This is a genomic window from Armatimonadota bacterium (genome assembly GCA_025059775.1).
In the GTDB taxonomy this organism is placed as follows: Bacteria; Sysuimicrobiota; Sysuimicrobiia; order Sysuimicrobiales; family Sysuimicrobiaceae; genus Sysuimicrobium.
The window spans coordinates 23276-38283 of sequence record JANXCW010000007.1; the positions used below are offsets into that span (position 1 = coordinate 23276).

16 protein-coding genes and 1 tRNA gene are annotated in these 15008 nt (G+C 68.9%); 8 read left to right on the top strand and 9 right to left on the bottom strand.

Annotated features, from left to right (window positions below):
• Positions 1-20 precede the first annotated feature (20 nt).
• The 9 genes from N0A24_06570 to N0A24_06610 form a co-directional block, all read right to left on the bottom strand.
• A complete protein-coding gene (locus N0A24_06570; protein ID MCS7173045.1) occupies positions 21-491 on the bottom strand; it encodes a hypothetical protein in 471 nt (156 codons plus the stop codon).
• A complete protein-coding gene (locus N0A24_06575; protein ID MCS7173046.1) occupies positions 491-997 on the bottom strand; it encodes a hypothetical protein in 507 nt (168 codons plus the stop codon). Before N0A24_06575 ends, N0A24_06570 begins: the two co-directional genes overlap by 1 nt.
• Positions 997-1581 (bottom strand): prepilin-type N-terminal cleavage/methylation domain-containing protein, encoded by a 585-nt coding sequence (locus N0A24_06580; GenBank protein MCS7173047.1) that lies wholly within the window; start codon positions 1579-1581, stop codon positions 997-999. The genes N0A24_06575 and N0A24_06580 overlap by 1 nt, the downstream gene beginning before the upstream one ends.
• Positions 1582-1584: 3 nt before the next feature.
• Complete coding sequence (locus N0A24_06585) at positions 1585-2070, bottom strand: hypothetical protein (GenBank protein ID MCS7173048.1); 486 nt, start codon at positions 2068-2070, stop codon at positions 1585-1587.
• A gap of 69 nt (positions 2071-2139) precedes the next feature.
• Positions 2140-2886, bottom strand: coding sequence for a glycosyltransferase (locus tag N0A24_06590; GenBank protein ID MCS7173049.1), 747 nt, complete (start codon positions 2884-2886; stop codon positions 2140-2142).
• 37 nt (positions 2887-2923) lie between these two features.
• Complete coding sequence (locus N0A24_06595; GenBank protein ID MCS7173050.1) at positions 2924-3505, bottom strand: protoglobin domain-containing protein; 582 nt, start codon at positions 3503-3505, stop codon at positions 2924-2926.
• A gap of 94 nt (positions 3506-3599) precedes the next feature.
• Positions 3600-3674 (bottom strand) — tRNA-Val (locus N0A24_06600).
• A 35-nt stretch (positions 3675-3709) separates the two neighbouring features.
• Entirely contained in the window at positions 3710-4426 is a 717-nt protein-coding gene (locus tag N0A24_06605) for a response regulator transcription factor (protein ID MCS7173051.1), read from the bottom strand.
• On the bottom strand, positions 4401-5417 hold the full coding sequence (locus N0A24_06610; protein MCS7173052.1) for a histidine kinase: 1017 nt from the start codon (positions 5415-5417) through the stop codon (positions 4401-4403). The genes N0A24_06605 and N0A24_06610 overlap by 26 nt, the downstream gene beginning before the upstream one ends.
• A 311-nt stretch (positions 5418-5728) precedes the next feature.
• Here N0A24_06610 and N0A24_06615 point away from each other — a divergent pair, with 311 nt between their 5' ends.
• Genes N0A24_06615 through N0A24_06650 form a run of 8 tightly spaced genes read left to right on the top strand, consistent with a single transcriptional unit; the run spans position 5729 to position 15007 of the window.
• Positions 5729-6439 carry a response regulator transcription factor gene (locus N0A24_06615; GenBank protein MCS7173053.1) on the top strand — a complete coding sequence of 237 codons (711 nt, stop codon included), beginning with the start codon at positions 5729-5731 and terminating at the stop codon, positions 6437-6439.
• Entirely contained in the window at positions 6429-6614 is a 186-nt protein-coding gene (locus N0A24_06620) for a hypothetical protein (GenBank protein MCS7173054.1), read from the top strand. Before N0A24_06615 ends, N0A24_06620 begins: the two co-directional genes overlap by 11 nt.
• 24 nt (positions 6615-6638) lie before the next feature.
• Positions 6639-8750: a polysaccharide biosynthesis tyrosine autokinase gene (locus N0A24_06625; protein ID MCS7173055.1), complete on the top strand. Its 2112-nt coding sequence runs from the start codon at positions 6639-6641 to the stop codon at positions 8748-8750.
• An 18-nt stretch (positions 8751-8768) separates the two neighbouring features.
• The gene (locus tag N0A24_06630; protein MCS7173056.1) at positions 8769-10091 is read left to right on the top strand and encodes a nucleotide sugar dehydrogenase; all 1323 of its coding nucleotides are present in this window, start codon (positions 8769-8771) and stop codon (positions 10089-10091) included.
• 14 nt (positions 10092-10105) lie between these two features.
• A complete protein-coding gene (locus N0A24_06635; protein ID MCS7173057.1) occupies positions 10106-11347 on the top strand; it encodes a glycosyltransferase family 39 protein in 1242 nt (413 codons plus the stop codon).
• Positions 11347-12681, top strand: a complete 1335-nt coding sequence (locus N0A24_06640) for a hypothetical protein (GenBank protein ID MCS7173058.1) — start codon at positions 11347-11349, stop codon at positions 12679-12681. The genes N0A24_06635 and N0A24_06640 overlap by 1 nt, the downstream gene beginning before the upstream one ends.
• The gene (locus N0A24_06645) at positions 12666-13991 is read left to right on the top strand and encodes a UDP-glucose/GDP-mannose dehydrogenase family protein (GenBank protein ID MCS7173059.1); all 1326 of its coding nucleotides are present in this window, start codon (positions 12666-12668) and stop codon (positions 13989-13991) included. The genes N0A24_06640 and N0A24_06645 overlap by 16 nt, the downstream gene beginning before the upstream one ends.
• Positions 13979-15007 (top strand): SDR family oxidoreductase, encoded by a 1029-nt coding sequence (locus tag N0A24_06650; protein MCS7173060.1) that lies wholly within the window; start codon positions 13979-13981, stop codon positions 15005-15007. Before N0A24_06645 ends, N0A24_06650 begins: the two co-directional genes overlap by 13 nt.
• Position 15008 lies beyond the last annotated feature (1 nt).

Genomic DNA, 15008 nt, shown 5'->3' on the forward strand with positions numbered 1-15008 from the left:
ACGGCGCGATCCGGCCCGGGTCAGGGTCGGGCGTGGGTAATGCGCACCCGGCCCGTCTGGGCGCTGAGAACCACGTACCGGACCACGGCACCCGCCCGTACCTCGATGGTCTGGTTGGAGCCCGGGGTGGGGGAACCGGACCGGGAGAACTCGACGAGGGGTCTGCTGAGCGGGCTGACCCGCACCCCTTCCGGGAACCGGTCCGTGACCATCACCACCTCCGTCTCTACCCCATCCCACCGGACCCCTCGCAGCTCCACCCGCTCCGAGAAGCGCACCCGCACGGCCCGCCATTCCCCGCCCCGAGCCACCGCGAGCTGCTGCGCGTACCGAAGGGCCTGCGCCACCTCCCACGCCACCCCCTCCGCGAGCCGATCCTGGCGCAGCCGCGCAAAGCCGGAAAGCGCCAGGGCCACCAGAACGACCAGAACCGCCAGCACCACACCGAGCTCCAGGAGCGTGGTCCCTCCCTCGTCCCGCACCCTCGGCATCATAGGTCCTCCCGCCAGCCCACAACCCGTATCCCCTCCGCCTCCCGCCGGAGGAGCGCAACCACGGATCGGACCGCCCTCCGAACCCTTCCCACGGCCCGCACCTCCACGCACGCCCCGCAGCTTCCGGATCGCCATTGTACCGCCATCCAGCCCAGGGGCTCGTCCGCGGGAGCGGGCAGGTCCTCGGCCGGCGCTCCACACCTTCCCTCCGCTTCCGGATCCAGGCACAGGGGCGCCCACCCGCCGGCGGGATCCTGAAGGGCAGTGGCCCCTCGGGTGTCCGTCCAGTCCGCATCTCGCCCCAGCTCGAAGACCGCCCGCTCCAGCCCTGCCTCCGCGAGCCACAGGGCCTGCTGGGCGTGCAGGGCCAGGAGGGCGCTGCGGTACTCGTTCTGAACCACGGCCACGAGGGCCGCGGAGATGGTCCAGAGGACCATCAGGGTCATTAACGTGAGGGCCATGGCGATCCCGGACTCCCCGCGCACCCAAGCCCCCACCCGCATCACCGGCCCCCCCGAACTGCGGCCTCGCCCTGCACCACGAGGCTCCGTTCTGGCCCGGGCCGGCCCGAGCGGCCCCGATCGAGGGTCACCTCCACCCGGATCCGGACGATCCGCCCCAGATCCGGAGAGCCCAGCGGAAGGGGTCCGAGACGCCGGTTCTCCGCGTCGAAGTAGACGAACGCCAGTCCAAGGATGCGCACGCCACGCGTCCCCTCCTGTGCGTTGAGCGGCCCTCCCCGGTTGCAGGTGCTGGAGACGTCCGCGCCGATCTGCTCCCGCAGGATCCCGCCTCCCCGATCCAGGCAGAACCTGTGGAGCTCCGATCCGGGCAGGGAAGTGAGGTCCGCCTGGAAGGAGACCGCGTCCTGGGCCGCTTCCCGGAACTCCTCCGCCATGCGCAGCCGACGCGCCATCCAGTCCAGGGCAAATCGGGCCGTCTGCTGCTCCTCCGCGAGGGCCGTACCCGCCTGCCAGGCGCGAAGCAGGGCCTGCAGGACCCCCGCGCAGCAGACCGTGACCACGCCCAGCAGAGCCGAGGCCACCAGCAATTCCACCAGGGTAAGGCCGGCCTCTCGCACGCGCATCGCTCACCTCCGTGCGCGCAGGAGTACCGCCCGAGCAAAAGCCCGGCCCTCCACCGCGTCTTCCCGCGTACGATACAGGCGCACGGCGATGCGCCTGGGCCCGCATCCATGTGGAGCCGGGCCGAGTACGGGCTCGTCCTCGATCGCAACCTCCGCCGCCGCAAACTCTCTTGGAAGGAGCGGCTCCTCGGGGAGATACGAATCCGGTATCCGCCTGCGCTCGGGGAGTGGGGGAGGACCTGACACCCCGCAGGCTGCGGATCGAAAACGGGCGTAGCTCCACGACCGCAGGTATTCCACCTCCGCCTCCAGGTACCGCACCGCGAGGGTCCGAAGCCGGGCGGGTCCCGGGACCCTCGCCTCCGGGCCGAAGGCGAGAGCGGGAGCTCCTAGCTGGACGAGGGGGAGCAGGGCGAGGAACGCCACGGCCAACAGATGCAGGGAGACGAGGACCTCGAGCAGCGTGAGCCCTGACTGCCGCACCACCATCACCCCCTTCGTGCCCTCCGCGGGGACAAACGCACCGATCTCAGGATTTTGCGGTTCCCCGGAACTCCGTCAGGGATCGCGGATCCTGGTCAGGATCTGGAGGTACTGCCGGATGGTGCGGAGGGGAGGAAGCTTGCTTTTGCCCCGCTTGAGGTCGTAGCGGAGCTCGATGGGGATCTCCCGGACCGCGGGCCGGAAGGGCCGCAGCTTCAGGAGCAGCTCCGCGGTGGCCACAAAACCGGAAGATAGGATCCACCGCTCCCCGTACCGTTCCTGCGCCCGCCGGAGCAACGCCGCCCGGTAGGACCGGTAGCCGCAGGTGTAGTCCCGTACTCCCCTCATGGGGAATCGCAGGGAGAGGAGGAGGCGGGCCGCCCGGCTCAGCAGGCGGCGGGGAAGAGGAACCCCGAGGACGCGGCTTCCCCGGCAGTACCGGCTCGCGATGGCCACGTCTGCGCCTTCGCGAAGGGCCTCCACCAGCTGTGGGATCTGATGGGGCCGGTGGGAGCCGTCCGCGTCCATGGTGACCACCAGGTCCTCATCCCCGCACCGGTCGAGGAGGACGGATAGCCCCGTGCGCAGGGCAGCACCCAGGCCCCGGTTGGCGTCGTGCGCCACCACGAGAGGCGCACAAGGTCCCCGCCAGCTGGCCGCCACCGCTCCGGTCCCGTCCTCGCTTCCGTCGTCCACCAGGAGCACATGGAGGGGAAGCGTGCGGGCCACCGCGTCCAGGCTGGCCAGCAGTTCTGGGAGGTTTCCGGCCTCGTTGTAGGCGGGCAGGAGCACCCAGATCCTGCCCGCACTCCCTTCCGCCATGGGGCCACTACCGGCCCCATTGTCCCACTTCGGGACCCTACCAGTCCCCCTCCTTGGCGTAGGGATAGCTCCAGAGGGCGGCCTGTAACACCACCGCCTTCACCCACGCGGCGTGCATCCGCTCCACCTCCTCGGGGGCGTGCCCTTTGCGGCCCAGGAACGGCTTGATGGTCAGGGCGATGGGGGCCACCAGGGCGATCACGTACCGGAGGGGGATATGGTCCGGGGAGACCACGCCGTCCGTGCGGTTCTTCTTGGTGCGGTGGTGCCGGAGGGCGATCTCATGCTGGTAATTGAGCCACTCCCGGTCCCGCGGACGGCGGCAGGTGTCCAGGATCCATTGCCCGAAGCGCTTGCGCACGGCCGCCAGATAGGAGGAGATGGGCTGGCCTTGGGGATCCGAAAAGTAGTGGACCAACTGCGGGGTGGATCCCACAAACCCGTACCACAGGTCCAGGATCTCCTCCACCTGATCCTCCAGCACATCCCCTGCCATGCGGAGGTAGCGGGCATCCTCCTCGGTCCAGGCCACCGCCCCTTCAAGCAGGCGCAGCTCCTCCAAGGAGACGGGGCTCTGAGCCACCTCCGCGGTCCCGTACGTGTACCCTGGGATGGACACGTTCGCACCTCCCCGGGAAATTTATGACTCCTAACTAAATGCACCATACCGACATCCCGGGAAGACCGTCAAGGGGGGTTCTGCCCGGAGGGCTTGGTGGGCGCTGGAGGGTTCGAACCTCCGACCTCCGCTGCGTCAGAGCGGCGCTCTCCCGCTGAGCTAAGCGCCCGCACCCAGGAGTATACCAAGGGGGGACCGTGGCGACTACTGGGCCTTTCGGATACGGGCCGGGCCCGGCTCTGTACCGGTCCGGACCTCGGAGGGCGGCCCGGACTGCACCAGGCCCCTCTCCACGGCCCAGGCGGCCGCTTGGGCCCGGTTGCGCACGCCCAGCTTCTGGTAGATGGACCGCAGGTGGGTCTTCACCGTGGACTCCGCCAGGAACAACCTGGCGGCGATTTCCTTGTCCGACAGCCCGCTCGCCACCCCCAGCAGCACGTCCACCTCCCGGTCCGTGAGACCGTGCATCCGCCGGGCGCTCCAGGGACCCTCCTCCGCCCGGCGGTAGAGGTCCTCCACCAGCTGACGCAGGATCCCGGGATTCACCATGGTCTTGCCACTGTACACGGCCCGGATGGCGTTTACCAGGTTCTGGGGAGAGATGTCCTTCAACACGTATCCCACGGCTCCCGCCCGCACCGCACGCCGGAACAGCTCCTGGTCCGCGTACACGGTCAGGATCAGGATCTGGGTATGGGGGCAACTCTGCTTGATGGCCCGGGTAGCCTCGATGCCGTCCTCGCCCTCCATCACTATGTCCATGAGCACCACGTCCGGCCGGTGGCGCAGGGCAAGCTGCACCGCCTCCTGCCCGCTGCTGGCCTCCGCCACCACCTCGATGTCCGGTTCCCGGCTCAGGAGGGCCCGCAGCCCCTGCCGGGTCAGGACCTGGTCGTCAGCGAGCAGGACTCGAATGGGCATGCCGCCTCCCCATCTCCATGACCTCAGGGTTCCGCGCGCCTCGCGGCTTCCTCCTCCGCTCGCCTAGGGGCACCACCACGCGGATTCCCGTCCCCCAGAGGCCGCTGCGGATCCGCAGCCGGCCCCTCAGGCGCGCCACCTGCTCCTCCATGAGCAGGAGACCGAAGGAACGCCGGGTGTGCCGCAGCGCCGCTCCGATTCCCATCCCCTTCCCGTCATCAAGGACTTCCAAGGTTACAGTTCCCCGCACCTGCCGCATCCGGACCTCGATCCGGCTCGCCCGCGCATGTCGGGCCGCGTTGGCGATGGCCTCGCACGCCACCGCGGCTAAGCCTTCCTCCACCTGCCGCGGCAGATCCCCGGGGCGTTCCAGATCCAGCACCAGGCACGCTCCGGTAAATGCCCGCAGCCGGGTCCACGTATCCCGTATGGCCTGCTCCATCCCACAGAACGCTCCTTCCCCGCACTTTAGGGCACGGATTGCCTCCCGGAGCGCGTCCAGGGCCAGCTGCACGAGTTCCACCGCCTCGTTTAGCAACTTCCGTGCCGCGGTGGGATCGCGGTCGGTCTCCCGCCGGTACAGCTGCAGGGCGAGCAGCGCGTGGACAAGGGCCTGAGCCGGGCCCTGGTGGAGGCGGACCGCTTGGCGGTGGCGTTCCCCCTCCGCCACCTCCTCCGACCGGGCGGACACCTCTAGCACCTCCTCCGCCTCCTGCCACAGGGCCCGGAGCCTCTTCCGTTCCCGTTGGGACAGCGGGCGGTCCCTCTCCACCCACAGGTCCTGCCGTCCTCCCCCAGCTGAATTCACCCGCACCCGGTGGGATCCCACCGGGCTCCGAGCATGCCCCCTCCGCTCCACCTGCACTCGATCCGCAGAAACCGCCTCCGCGAGCACGCCCGCGATCCGCTGCCGGACAGCGAAGCCGTCCGGCAGGGCCCCAAGGCATCGCCAGACCTCCAGCCGGTACTGCAGCAGCTCCTGATCCGTCACCTCAACCTCCTCCGGATCCCCCCAATCCCAAAGACCACGGACCGTTATTAACAAGGACTTAAGGGAGATGCCTCCGCGGATGGGGTACGGGGAAGGTGTCTAGACCGCAGCTTGGGAACTCCGTCTGTACAGGAGCTACGCTGAGGAGCGGGGTTGTTCCTGCCCCGATTTTTCCGGATTGCCCAAAAACTCATTCAAATGAATGATCCCCCTCCCTCGAAAGAGACCGGGAACCGTCCGATCGGACGGAGGAGCCCGAAAGGTATTCCCGGAACGCCTCCTTCAAACGACTACGATCGGGTGGGCAGGCCGTGGAGAAGCTGCGGGTTCTGGTGGTGGACGATACAACTCTGGTCCGGCAGGGGCTGCGGAGCCTGCTGGAGCAGCGGGAGCGGATTGATCTTGTGGGAGAGGCGGCAAGCGCGCAGGAGGCTTACGAGCTGCTGGAGGCCCTGCGGCCGGACGTGGTCCTCCTGGACCAGGAGATGCCGGGTCTGGATCTGGCTGAGGCCATCCGCCTGTTTAAGAGCCGGCTCCCGGAGGTAGAGGTGATCGTGCTTGCGGAGTGGGCGGACGAGGAGCGGGCCTTCCGGGCCCTCGAAGCGGGGGCCACCGGGTACGTGCTGAAGGACATCCACATCGAGAACCTGGTTCGGGCCATCGAAGGGGTCACGAGCGGCCGAACCCTCATCCATCCCCGTATCACCCGACAGCTGGTGGAGCGGTTCCGGCTCCTCATGCGGGAGCGCCAGGACCAGAACGGATCCACCCTCGGCGGGCTCACCAGCCGGGAGCTGGAGATCCTGCTCCATATGGTGAAAGGGGCCACGGACCGGGAGATCGCAAACCGCATGTACCTGAGCGCCACCACGGTGAAAAGCCACATCCGGTCCATCTTCCGGAAGATCGGGGCCCGAAACCGCACGCAGGCAGTGGCCTACGCCCTGCGCAACGGCTGGCACCTCCGACCCGAGTATGGGCCGGGTCCTTCGCAGGGCAATGGGGAATCCCATGGAGGCTAGCCGGGTCCTCTTCTTCCCGGCCCCGGAGCTCCCCGACCGCCGCTGCTGTCCTGTGGGCTGGCGGCTCGTGTGGCAGGCCTCCATCTGGACCGTCCAGGGGATCTACCTAGCCAGGACGCCCACGGGACACCGGGAGACCTGGCTCATCCTCACGGAAGAACGCGAGCCGGACTGAGCTCCGCGCGGAGGGGGAAGAACGATGGAGTTCTGGACCTACTACCGGATCCTGCGCCGACGGCGGTGGCTGCTCGTGGGCCTTACCCTCAGCGTAGCCCTGGTCGCGGTGCTCCTGGAACGGCCGAGAGCCGGGGAGTTCGAGGCCACCGCCACCCTCACCACGGCCCCTCCCGAGGATCAGCGGGTCTCGGACTTCGTGGCGGGCACCCGCCGGGACCGCAGCGCGGAGCAGCAGCGGGCCCTGGCGGTCGACCTCCTGCGCAGCCTCACGGTGGCGGAGCGGGTCATCCGGAGCCTCGGCCTCTCCCTGACCCCCGTGCAGCTCGTGGGCCGGATCCGGGTGCAGCGGGATCCCGGAAGCGACCTCATCCGGGTCACCGCCACCGGGAGCACGGAGCAGGAGGCGGTGCGGCTGGCAAACGCGGTGGCGGAGGTGGCCTCCGCCTTCCACCGGGAGATCAACCGGCGGGGGGTGACCCTGGCGCGGGAGTTCGTGGAGAAGCTCGTGGCGGACATGGGCGCTGGCCTCCGGCAGGCGGAGGAGGAACTGTGGCGGTTCCGCAATCTCCGTCAGCTGTACACCCGAGCGCCCTCCCGCATCAACGCCATGGGCACCGTGGAGGGCGAGATCACCCGGATTGACCTAGCCCTTCGGGAACTCGAGACGGAGCTCGCCATGGTGCGGGAGAGGATCCAGCAGCACCTCGCGAGCAGGCCCCAAAGTCCTCCGCAGGCACCCGCGGTTCCCTTCCGAGCCACGGGGACCGTGATGCTGGACGGGAGCCGCCTCGCCATTCTGCAGTCCGCGGAGCGCACCTACTTCGCCCGGGTGGGCGACGTGATCGAAGGGTTCCGGGTGACCGCGGTGGAGGAGGACGCGGTGGAGGTCCGGCAGGGCGCCCTCCAGCACCGGTTCGCCATAGACCCCGCTGCCCCGCTTCCCCAGGTATCGCCCGGTCCGCAGGCCGCTCCCCAGACCCCGCAGCCCCAGGGGCCTGCCCAGGACCCGGAGTACGCGCGACTGCTCCAGAGCCACATGAGCCTGGAGGCCCGGCGGCTCGTGCTCCTGGCGCGGAAGGAAGCCCTGCGGCAGCTGAGCCGGGCTATCCGGCAGGAGTTGCCCACCCTTTCCCGCTACGAGCTGGAGGAGGCCCGGCTGGAGCGCAACGTCCAAATCCTCCAGCAGCAGTACACCAGCCTCCAGCAGCGGCTCATGGACATCCGGGTGCGGGAGCAGGAGTTCCAGACCATCGGCACCCTCACGGTGGTGGACCTGGCCCGCATGGCCCGCCGCACCTCCCCCCTTAGCAACCGACCCATGCGGGGGATCGCGGGAGCCCTGCTGGGACTGGTGGGCGGGGTGGGCCTCGTGCTCTTCGCGGAATACACCGACAACCGCCTCAAGACCCCCGAGCAGGCGGAACGACTGCTTGGGGTCCCGGCCCTAGGGGCCATCCCCCGGCACAACCCGCCCTTTGACGAGGGCTACCGCATGCTGCGGGCGAGCCTGTTCAGCTCCAACGGCGCGGGTCCCCCCAAGATCCTCGCCGTGACCAGCACCAAGCCTCGGGAGGGCACCTCCACGGTGGTCCTGAACCTGGCACGGGCCTGCGCGGACATGGGGGATCGCACGGTGGTGGTAGATGCCCAACTGCGGCGGCCTGCACTGCACCGATTGCTGAGGGCGCAAAACGGATGGGGGCTGGCGGAGGTGCTCTCGGGATCCGCGTGCGTGGAGGAGGTTCTGGTGCAGCTCGAGCCCAACCTGTGGCTTTTGCCTGCGGGTTCCGGAGTGCCCGATCCCGGCAAGCTCCTAAACCCGCGGCAGGTAGAACCCCTCCTGCGACAGCTGGGAGGTCGGGCGGACGTGGTGCTGGTGGACGTCGCCTCGGCCGGCGCCTTCGCGGACGCCTATGTCCTCGGACCCCTGTGCGACGGAGTGCTGCTGGTGGTGGAGGCGGGACGTCCGCCGCGAGGGATTGAGGAGCTGGTGCGGGTGCAGCTCCAACGGGCCGGGGCGAAGGTGGTGGGCGTGGTGGTGAACAAGGCGAGTCCCGAGCACGTGGACACGTACTTCTACCACCACCAGTTCTTTCAGGTTCCCAGGAACGGGAGGTTTTTGCGCAAGGCCTAGGTGGTGAGGTGAGGTGGGATGAAGGTGGCGGTCTCGCAGGGGGAGTTGGAGAGCCGCATCAGGAGCCGCCGCGCCCGGGTGGGCGTGGTGGGCCTGGGATACGTGGGGCTGCCGCTGGCGGTGGCGGTGGCGGAGGCAGGGTTCCCTGTGGTGGGCATGGACGTGGACGAGGCTCGGGTGGAAAGCATCCGCTCGGGACGTTCCTACATCGACGATGTGGACGCCTGCCAGCTCACGCCCCTGGTGCGATCCGGCCGGCTCACCGTCACCACCCGGTACGAGGAGCTCGCGGAAGCGGAGGTTCTTCTCATCTGTGTCCCCACGCCCCTCACCCGCAGCAAGGAACCGGACCTCAGCTACGTGTACCGAGCCGCGGAGGGGATCAGCCGGGTGCTGCGGCCCGGTCGCCTGGTGATCCTGGAGAGCACCACGTATCCGGGGACCACGGAGGAAGTGCTGCGGCCGCTGCTGGAGCGCTCCGGCCTGCGGGCGGGGGTGGACTTCTACCTGGCCTTCAGTCCGGAGCGCATCGATCCGGGAAACCGTCGGTACAGCCTCCGGGAGGTGCCTAAGGTGGTGGGAGGATGCACCGAGCGCTGCACGGAGGCGGCCTGCGCTTTCTACGCCCAGTTCATCGAGCGCGTCGTCCCCGTAAGCAGCCCTACGGTGGCAGAGATGGTCAAAGTGTACGAGAACGTCTTCCGCAACGTGAACATCGCCCTCGTGAACGAGCTCACGCTCCTGTGCGACCGCATGGGGCTCGATGTCTGGGAGATCATCGAAGCCGCGGCCACCAAGCCCTACGGGTTCATGCCCTTCTACCCCGGGCCGGGGGTAGGTGGGCACTGCATCCCCATCGATCCTTACTACCTCGCGGCGAAGGCGCGGGAGTACGACTTCCACGTCCGGTTCATCGAACTGGCGGCCGCGGTGAACGACAGTATGCCCTACTACGTGCTCTCGAAGGCCACGACCGCCCTCGGGATGCAGGGGAAGACGCTCCAGGGGGCCAGGACCCTGGTCCTGGGGGTTGCGTACAAGCGGGATGTCTCGGACGCGCGGGAATCCCCCGCCCTCAAGATCATGGAGCTGCTGGAGAAGCGGGGAGCGGTGGTGCGCTACCACGATCCCCACGTCCCGCAGGTGCGGCTTCCGAACCCCGGTGAGGATCTCGCCTCTGTTCCCCTCACGGACGAGGTGCTGGCGTGGGCGGACTGCGTCATCATCGCCACGGACCACACGGGGGTGGATTACCGCAAGGTGGTGGAGCGGGCACGGCTGGTGATCGACACCCGCAACGTCCTGCGGGACTTCCGGGCGCCTCACGTGGTGCGATTATGACCGGGGTTCGCTCCTTGTCGTTGGCCGGCTGGCGCTCCGGGACCCTCGCGGTCCCCCTCGGGGTCTTCCTCTTCGCGTTCCTGGTGCGTCTTCTCGTGGTGGACCTCACGGTGGGCTGGTCGACTCCTGCATCCGCGGAGCCCGCTTCCGACAGCCGCATCCACATGACCCTGGTGCACAACCTGCTGGCGGGCCGCGGATACACTTTGGACGGGGAGCCTACCGCCACCACGCCGCCCCTGTACATCCTCTTTCTCACGGCCCTGTACGGGATCCTCCGCGCGCCGGTCTGGATACGGGTGGTACAGATCGCGCTCGGCGCGGCAGGGTGCGTGGTGCTGTACGCCGTGGGGCGTCGGCTCTTCGATCTCCCCACGGCCCTGCTGGGTGCGGTCCTCCTCGCGGTGCACCCCGCCGCGGCGTATCTTGCCGGGCTGCACCTGACGGAGAACCTGTTCTTCCCTCTCCTCCTGCTCGCGCTCCTGCAGGCATACCGGCTCGCGGACTATCCCTCGGCGTGGGGAGCTATGGGCCTGGGAGGATTGGTGGGGCTTGGAGCCCTCACCCGGGCGGTGTTTCTGGGGTTTTTGCCCTTCCTCCTCCTGTGGTGTGCGCTCCGGTGGGGGGTGCATACCCAACGATCGTACAGCCTGGCGGGGCTAGTGGTGACGGGATGTATGCTGACGCTCCTCCCCTGGACCGTGCGGAACGCGGTAGTGCTGCAGGCCTTTGTGCCCGTGCAGAGCAACGGAGCCATGGTGTTCTGGGCAGGCAACAACCCCCACGCGGACGGAGGGCTTGTCTGGCCCACGCGCAGGACGTGGACGGGCAGCTGGCCTCCCGATGACGGGCACTACGGGTGGCGAGACCTCGGGGTCGTGGAGGAGGCCAGGATCTACTTCCGGGAAGCGTTTCGGTGGATCCGGGAGCACCCCGGCGATTACCTGCGCCTGCTGGGCCGCAAGCTCGCGCGCCTCTACGGGTTTTCCCGGGCCGCGGACGAAGGGGGGCTGAGCGTGCCACTCGGGATAGCGGTCTTCCAGGTGCTGCTGTACCCAGCTGCGGCCGTGGGATGGCTTCTCGCTTGGGCACGGCGCAAACCCGTGGGGCTGCTGGGATGGCTCGTGGTCTTCACTAACCTCGTAGCCCTCGTTTTCAGCGGGGCCTCCCGGTATGCGCTCCCCATGGTCCCCAGCCTCGTGCTGTTTGCCGCCTTTGCTCTGCGGAGCGTCTGGCGGTGGACGGAGGCGGCGTGATGCCGGAGATGAGCCCGCAACTTCTGGGGATCGTCTTCGCGGGGATGTACACCGTCCTCGCGGTCCTCAACCCCCGCGGTGCCCTCTTCTGGATCCCGCCCGCTATGGCCTTGGGGCCCGAGCTGCCCGTGGGCTCCATCTCCGTGCGGCCCGAGGACCTCATGATGGTGGCCCTGGTCCTGGGTTGGGCCATCCGGCGGGCCGGTGAGGGGCGGACCGGAACCCCGCTGGATGCGCCGCTCGTGCTGTACGTGCTGGCCGGTACGGCGGCCACCCTCTGGGGGGCGGCCATCGGGACCGCGAACCTGTGGAGCACCCATCCCTGGACCGCCTCCGGCTTCCACGCCCTGAAGCGGCTCGAGCTGGTGCTGCTGTTCTTCGTGATCACGGACATCCTGCGAACCCTGGACGATGCCCGCAAGATGACCTACGTCTTCATGGCATCTCTTGTTGCCCTGAACCTCTATGCGCTTTTGCGGTTCCACGAGACCGGACACATGGCCCTGGGTCCGGAAGGAAGTCCGGTCCACGAACCGGGGCTTGCGGCGATGCTGAACGTCGGGCTTGCGCTCGGGTTCCTGGAGGCCTCGCGGCGGTTTGCAACCTCCGCCCTCTTCGGAGGTCTTCTGCTGGGTTCTTTGTACGTCCTGCCCTTCAGCCTGGGCCGCAACTTCCTGGTCTCTACGCTGGCCATGTTGCTTCTGGTTGGGCTCTCCCGCAAGCGCAGCCTCCTGCTGCTGTTGCCCGTGGGATGGTTCCTGGTACCAGTGCTGTTTCCCGAGCACGTGGCGGCCCGGGTGCTGAGCCTGCGGGAGGCGTTTGCGGACGTCTCATACAGCGAGGCGTACGGCTCGGGCATCAACCTCCCTCAGCGGTTCCAACCCGGCCTCCACTACACCGCATTGGCCCTTCCGCGATCTCCGATCTTCGGCTGGGGGCTTGCGAGCGTATCGCTGGGGAGCGTGGACAACGAGTACGCCCTACAACTGGTCACCACCGGCCTGTTGGGGTTTTCGATCTTCCTGTGGTTGGGGGTGACTCTGGTACGCACCGTCCGGAAGACCCACCGAGCCGCGCGGGCCTCGGGCTCTCCGGCCCTTCCCCTGATCGCCGGGCTGCAGAACTGTCTCGTGGGCTACGGGCTGTATAGCCTCTTCAGCCCCTCCATCTCCGCGGCCCGGGCCGGGGCCTTCTTCTTCCTGCTGCTGGGGCTGGTGGCGGCGGTGCACCGGTGCGTGGTCCAGACGGTTCCCGAGCCGGAGCCCGTCCGGAGGGTGCTGGGCCGGCCGGAGTTCGATCCCAGGAGGCTAGAGGGCGGATGGAGATCTGCGTAGTGGGAGCCGGTTACGTGGGCCTCACCCTGGCCGCGTGCCTGGTGCAGCTGGGACACCGGGTGACCTGCGCGGAGAAGGACCCGGAGCGGCTGGAAGCCCTTCGGAGGGGCAGCTGCCCGTTTTACGAGCCGAGCCTTGTGGAACTCCTGCGGGAGGGGATGCGGAGCGGACAGCTGACGTTTACCGGAGAGCTGGGGCAGGCCGCAGAGGGCGCGGAGGTGGTGTTCTGTGCCGTGGGGACGCCTTCCGGCCGCAACGGGGAGGCGGATCTCTCAGCCTTGGAAGAGGTGGTGGAGGGCCTCAGCCGGTTGCGGGATGGGGCACGCATCGTGGCCATTAAGAGCACGGTTCCCGTGGGCACCACGGATCGGGTGGCCCGCCGGCTCGGGCGGTGCGGTGAGTTCCACGTGGCGTGCAATCCGGAGTTCCTGCGGGAAGGCAGTGCGGTGGCGGACTTCTTCCACCCCCACCGGACGGTGATCGGGACCCGGAGCCCGTTCGCCGCGCGGCGGCTCCGGGAGCTCTTTGAGCCCCTGGGGGCGCCCGTGCTCCTGACGGACCCGCCGACGGCGGAGATGATCAAGTACGCTGCCAATGCGTTTTTGGCCACGAAGATCTCCTTCATCAACGAGATCGCTGCGTTGTGCGAGCACGTGGGTGCCGATCTGCGGGTGGTGACGGAGGGGCTGGGGCTGGATCCCCGCATCGGCCCGCACTACCTGCGGGCCGGGATCGGGTTCGGGGGATCGTGCCTGCCGAAGGACGTGCGGGCCTTGGCGGAGCTCGCCCGGGAGTACCTCCTGGAGCCGGTTCTGCTGGAGGCGGTGCTGCGGGTGAACGAGGGCCAGCGGCGACGGTTCGTGGATCGGGTGGAGGCCTTGCTTGGCGGGCTTAGCGGAAAGACCGTAGCGGTGCTGGGGCTTGCGTTTAAGGCGGGCACGGACGACGTGCGGGAGTCCCCGGCGATCTCCATCGTGGAGCGGTTGATGGCCCGGGGGGCCGCGGTCCGAGTGCACGATCCCGTGGCCGCAGAGCGGGCCCGGCAGCGGATCCCGGCCCTGGCCTGCTTTCCGGACCCCTATGAGGCCGCGGGGGGCGCGGACGCGGTGCTGGTGCTCACGGACTGGCCGGAGTACCGGGACCTGGACTGGCAGGAGGTACGCCGCCGGGTGCGGCGGCCCCTCGTGGTGGACGGCCGGGGAATGGGGATCGCACGGCAGCTGGCCGCGGCGGGTTTCCGGGTGGTGGAGCCGGGCAGCCCCATCCGCCCCTCTCAGCCCGATCCGGAGGAGGTAGGATGGCTTACCTAGTCACGGGCGGAGCGGGATTCATCGGGTCCCACGTGGTGGAGGCCCTCGTCCGGGCGGGAGAGAGCGTCCGGGTGCTGGACGATCTCAGCACGGGGAGCCTGCGGAACCTGGAGGAGGCCTTGGGGCTTGCGCCCGGATCCCTGCGGCCGCCGGCTCCTGGCGAGCTGGTGGCGGTCACCGACCGGTGCGAGCTCCTGGTGGGAGACATCCGCGATCCCGAGGCTCTGCGGCGGGCCTGCGCGGGGGTGGAGGTGGTGATCCACGAGGCGGCCCTGCGGGCGGTGCCGCGGTCCGTGGACGATCCCCTTTCGACCCACGAGGTGAACGTCACGGGCACGCTGCGCCTGCTCCTCGCGGCCCGGGAAGCCGGGGTGCGGCGGGTGGTGTTCGCCTCCAGCTCCTCCGTCTACGGGGCGTCTCTGGAGGTGCCCAAGGTGGAGACCATGACACCAGCTCCCATCTCCCCCTACGCGGTGAGCAAGCTCGCGGGCGAGCACTACTGCCGGGTGTTTTACGAGCTCTACGGAGTGGAGACCGTGAGCCTCCGGTACTTCAACGTGTTCGGGCCCCGGCAGGACCCGGCTTCCCGCTACGCGGCGGTGATCCCCCGGTTCATCGCCGCGGCCGTGGAGGATCGGCCTCTGGAAGTCCACGGCGACGGCGGACAGTCGAGGGACTTCACCTACATACGCAACGTGGTCCAGGCCACCCTGCTGGCCAGCACTGCCCCGCATGCCGCCGGTCAGGTGCTCAACGTAGGGGCAGGCGAGACGTACTCCATCCTCCACCTCATCTCGGCCCTGGAGGAAATCTTCGGCCGTCGCCTCCCGGTCCGACACACCCCACCCCGGCCCGGGGATGTGCGCATCACCCTGGCGGATATCTCCCGGGCCCGCGCGGTGCTCGGCTACGAACCGGAGGTGAGCTTCCTCGAAGGGCTGCGAGAGACGGTGGCGGACTTCCAGGCCCGCCGCGCACGGGGAGCGGGCGCGGTTTCTGTTGCCCGGAGGGAATAGG

Bases quoted from the DNA above. Each gene is read 5' to 3' on its own strand.
- N0A24_06570 (MCS7173045.1), bottom strand. From the start codon at position 491: ATGCCGAGGGTGCGGGACGAGGGAGGGACCACGCTCCTGGAGCTCGGT.
- N0A24_06575 (MCS7173046.1), bottom strand. From the start codon at position 997: ATGCGGGTGGGGGCTTGGGTGCGCGGGGAGTCCGGGATCGCCATGGCC.
- N0A24_06580 (MCS7173047.1), bottom strand. From the start codon at position 1,581: ATGCGCGTGCGAGAGGCCGGCCTTACCCTGGTGGAATTGCTGGTGGCC.
- N0A24_06585 (MCS7173048.1), bottom strand. From the start codon at position 2,070: ATGGTGGTGCGGCAGTCAGGGCTCACGCTGCTCGAGGTCCTCGTCTCC.
- N0A24_06590 (MCS7173049.1), bottom strand. From the start codon at position 2,886: ATGGCGGAAGGGAGTGCGGGCAGGATCTGGGTGCTCCTGCCCGCCTAC.
- N0A24_06605 (MCS7173051.1), bottom strand. From the start codon at position 4,426: ATGCCCATTCGAGTCCTGCTCGCTGACGACCAGGTCCTGACCCGGCAG.
- N0A24_06620 (MCS7173054.1), top strand. From the start codon at position 6,429: ATGGAGGCTAGCCGGGTCCTCTTCTTCCCGGCCCCGGAGCTCCCCGAC.
- N0A24_06625 (MCS7173055.1), top strand. From the start codon at position 6,639: ATGGAGTTCTGGACCTACTACCGGATCCTGCGCCGACGGCGGTGGCTG.
- N0A24_06630 (MCS7173056.1), top strand. From the start codon at position 8,769: ATGAAGGTGGCGGTCTCGCAGGGGGAGTTGGAGAGCCGCATCAGGAGC.
- N0A24_06640 (MCS7173058.1), top strand. From the start codon at position 11,347: ATGCCGGAGATGAGCCCGCAACTTCTGGGGATCGTCTTCGCGGGGATG.
- N0A24_06645 (MCS7173059.1), top strand. From the start codon at position 12,666: ATGGAGATCTGCGTAGTGGGAGCCGGTTACGTGGGCCTCACCCTGGCC.
- N0A24_06650 (MCS7173060.1), top strand. From the start codon at position 13,979: ATGGCTTACCTAGTCACGGGCGGAGCGGGATTCATCGGGTCCCACGTG.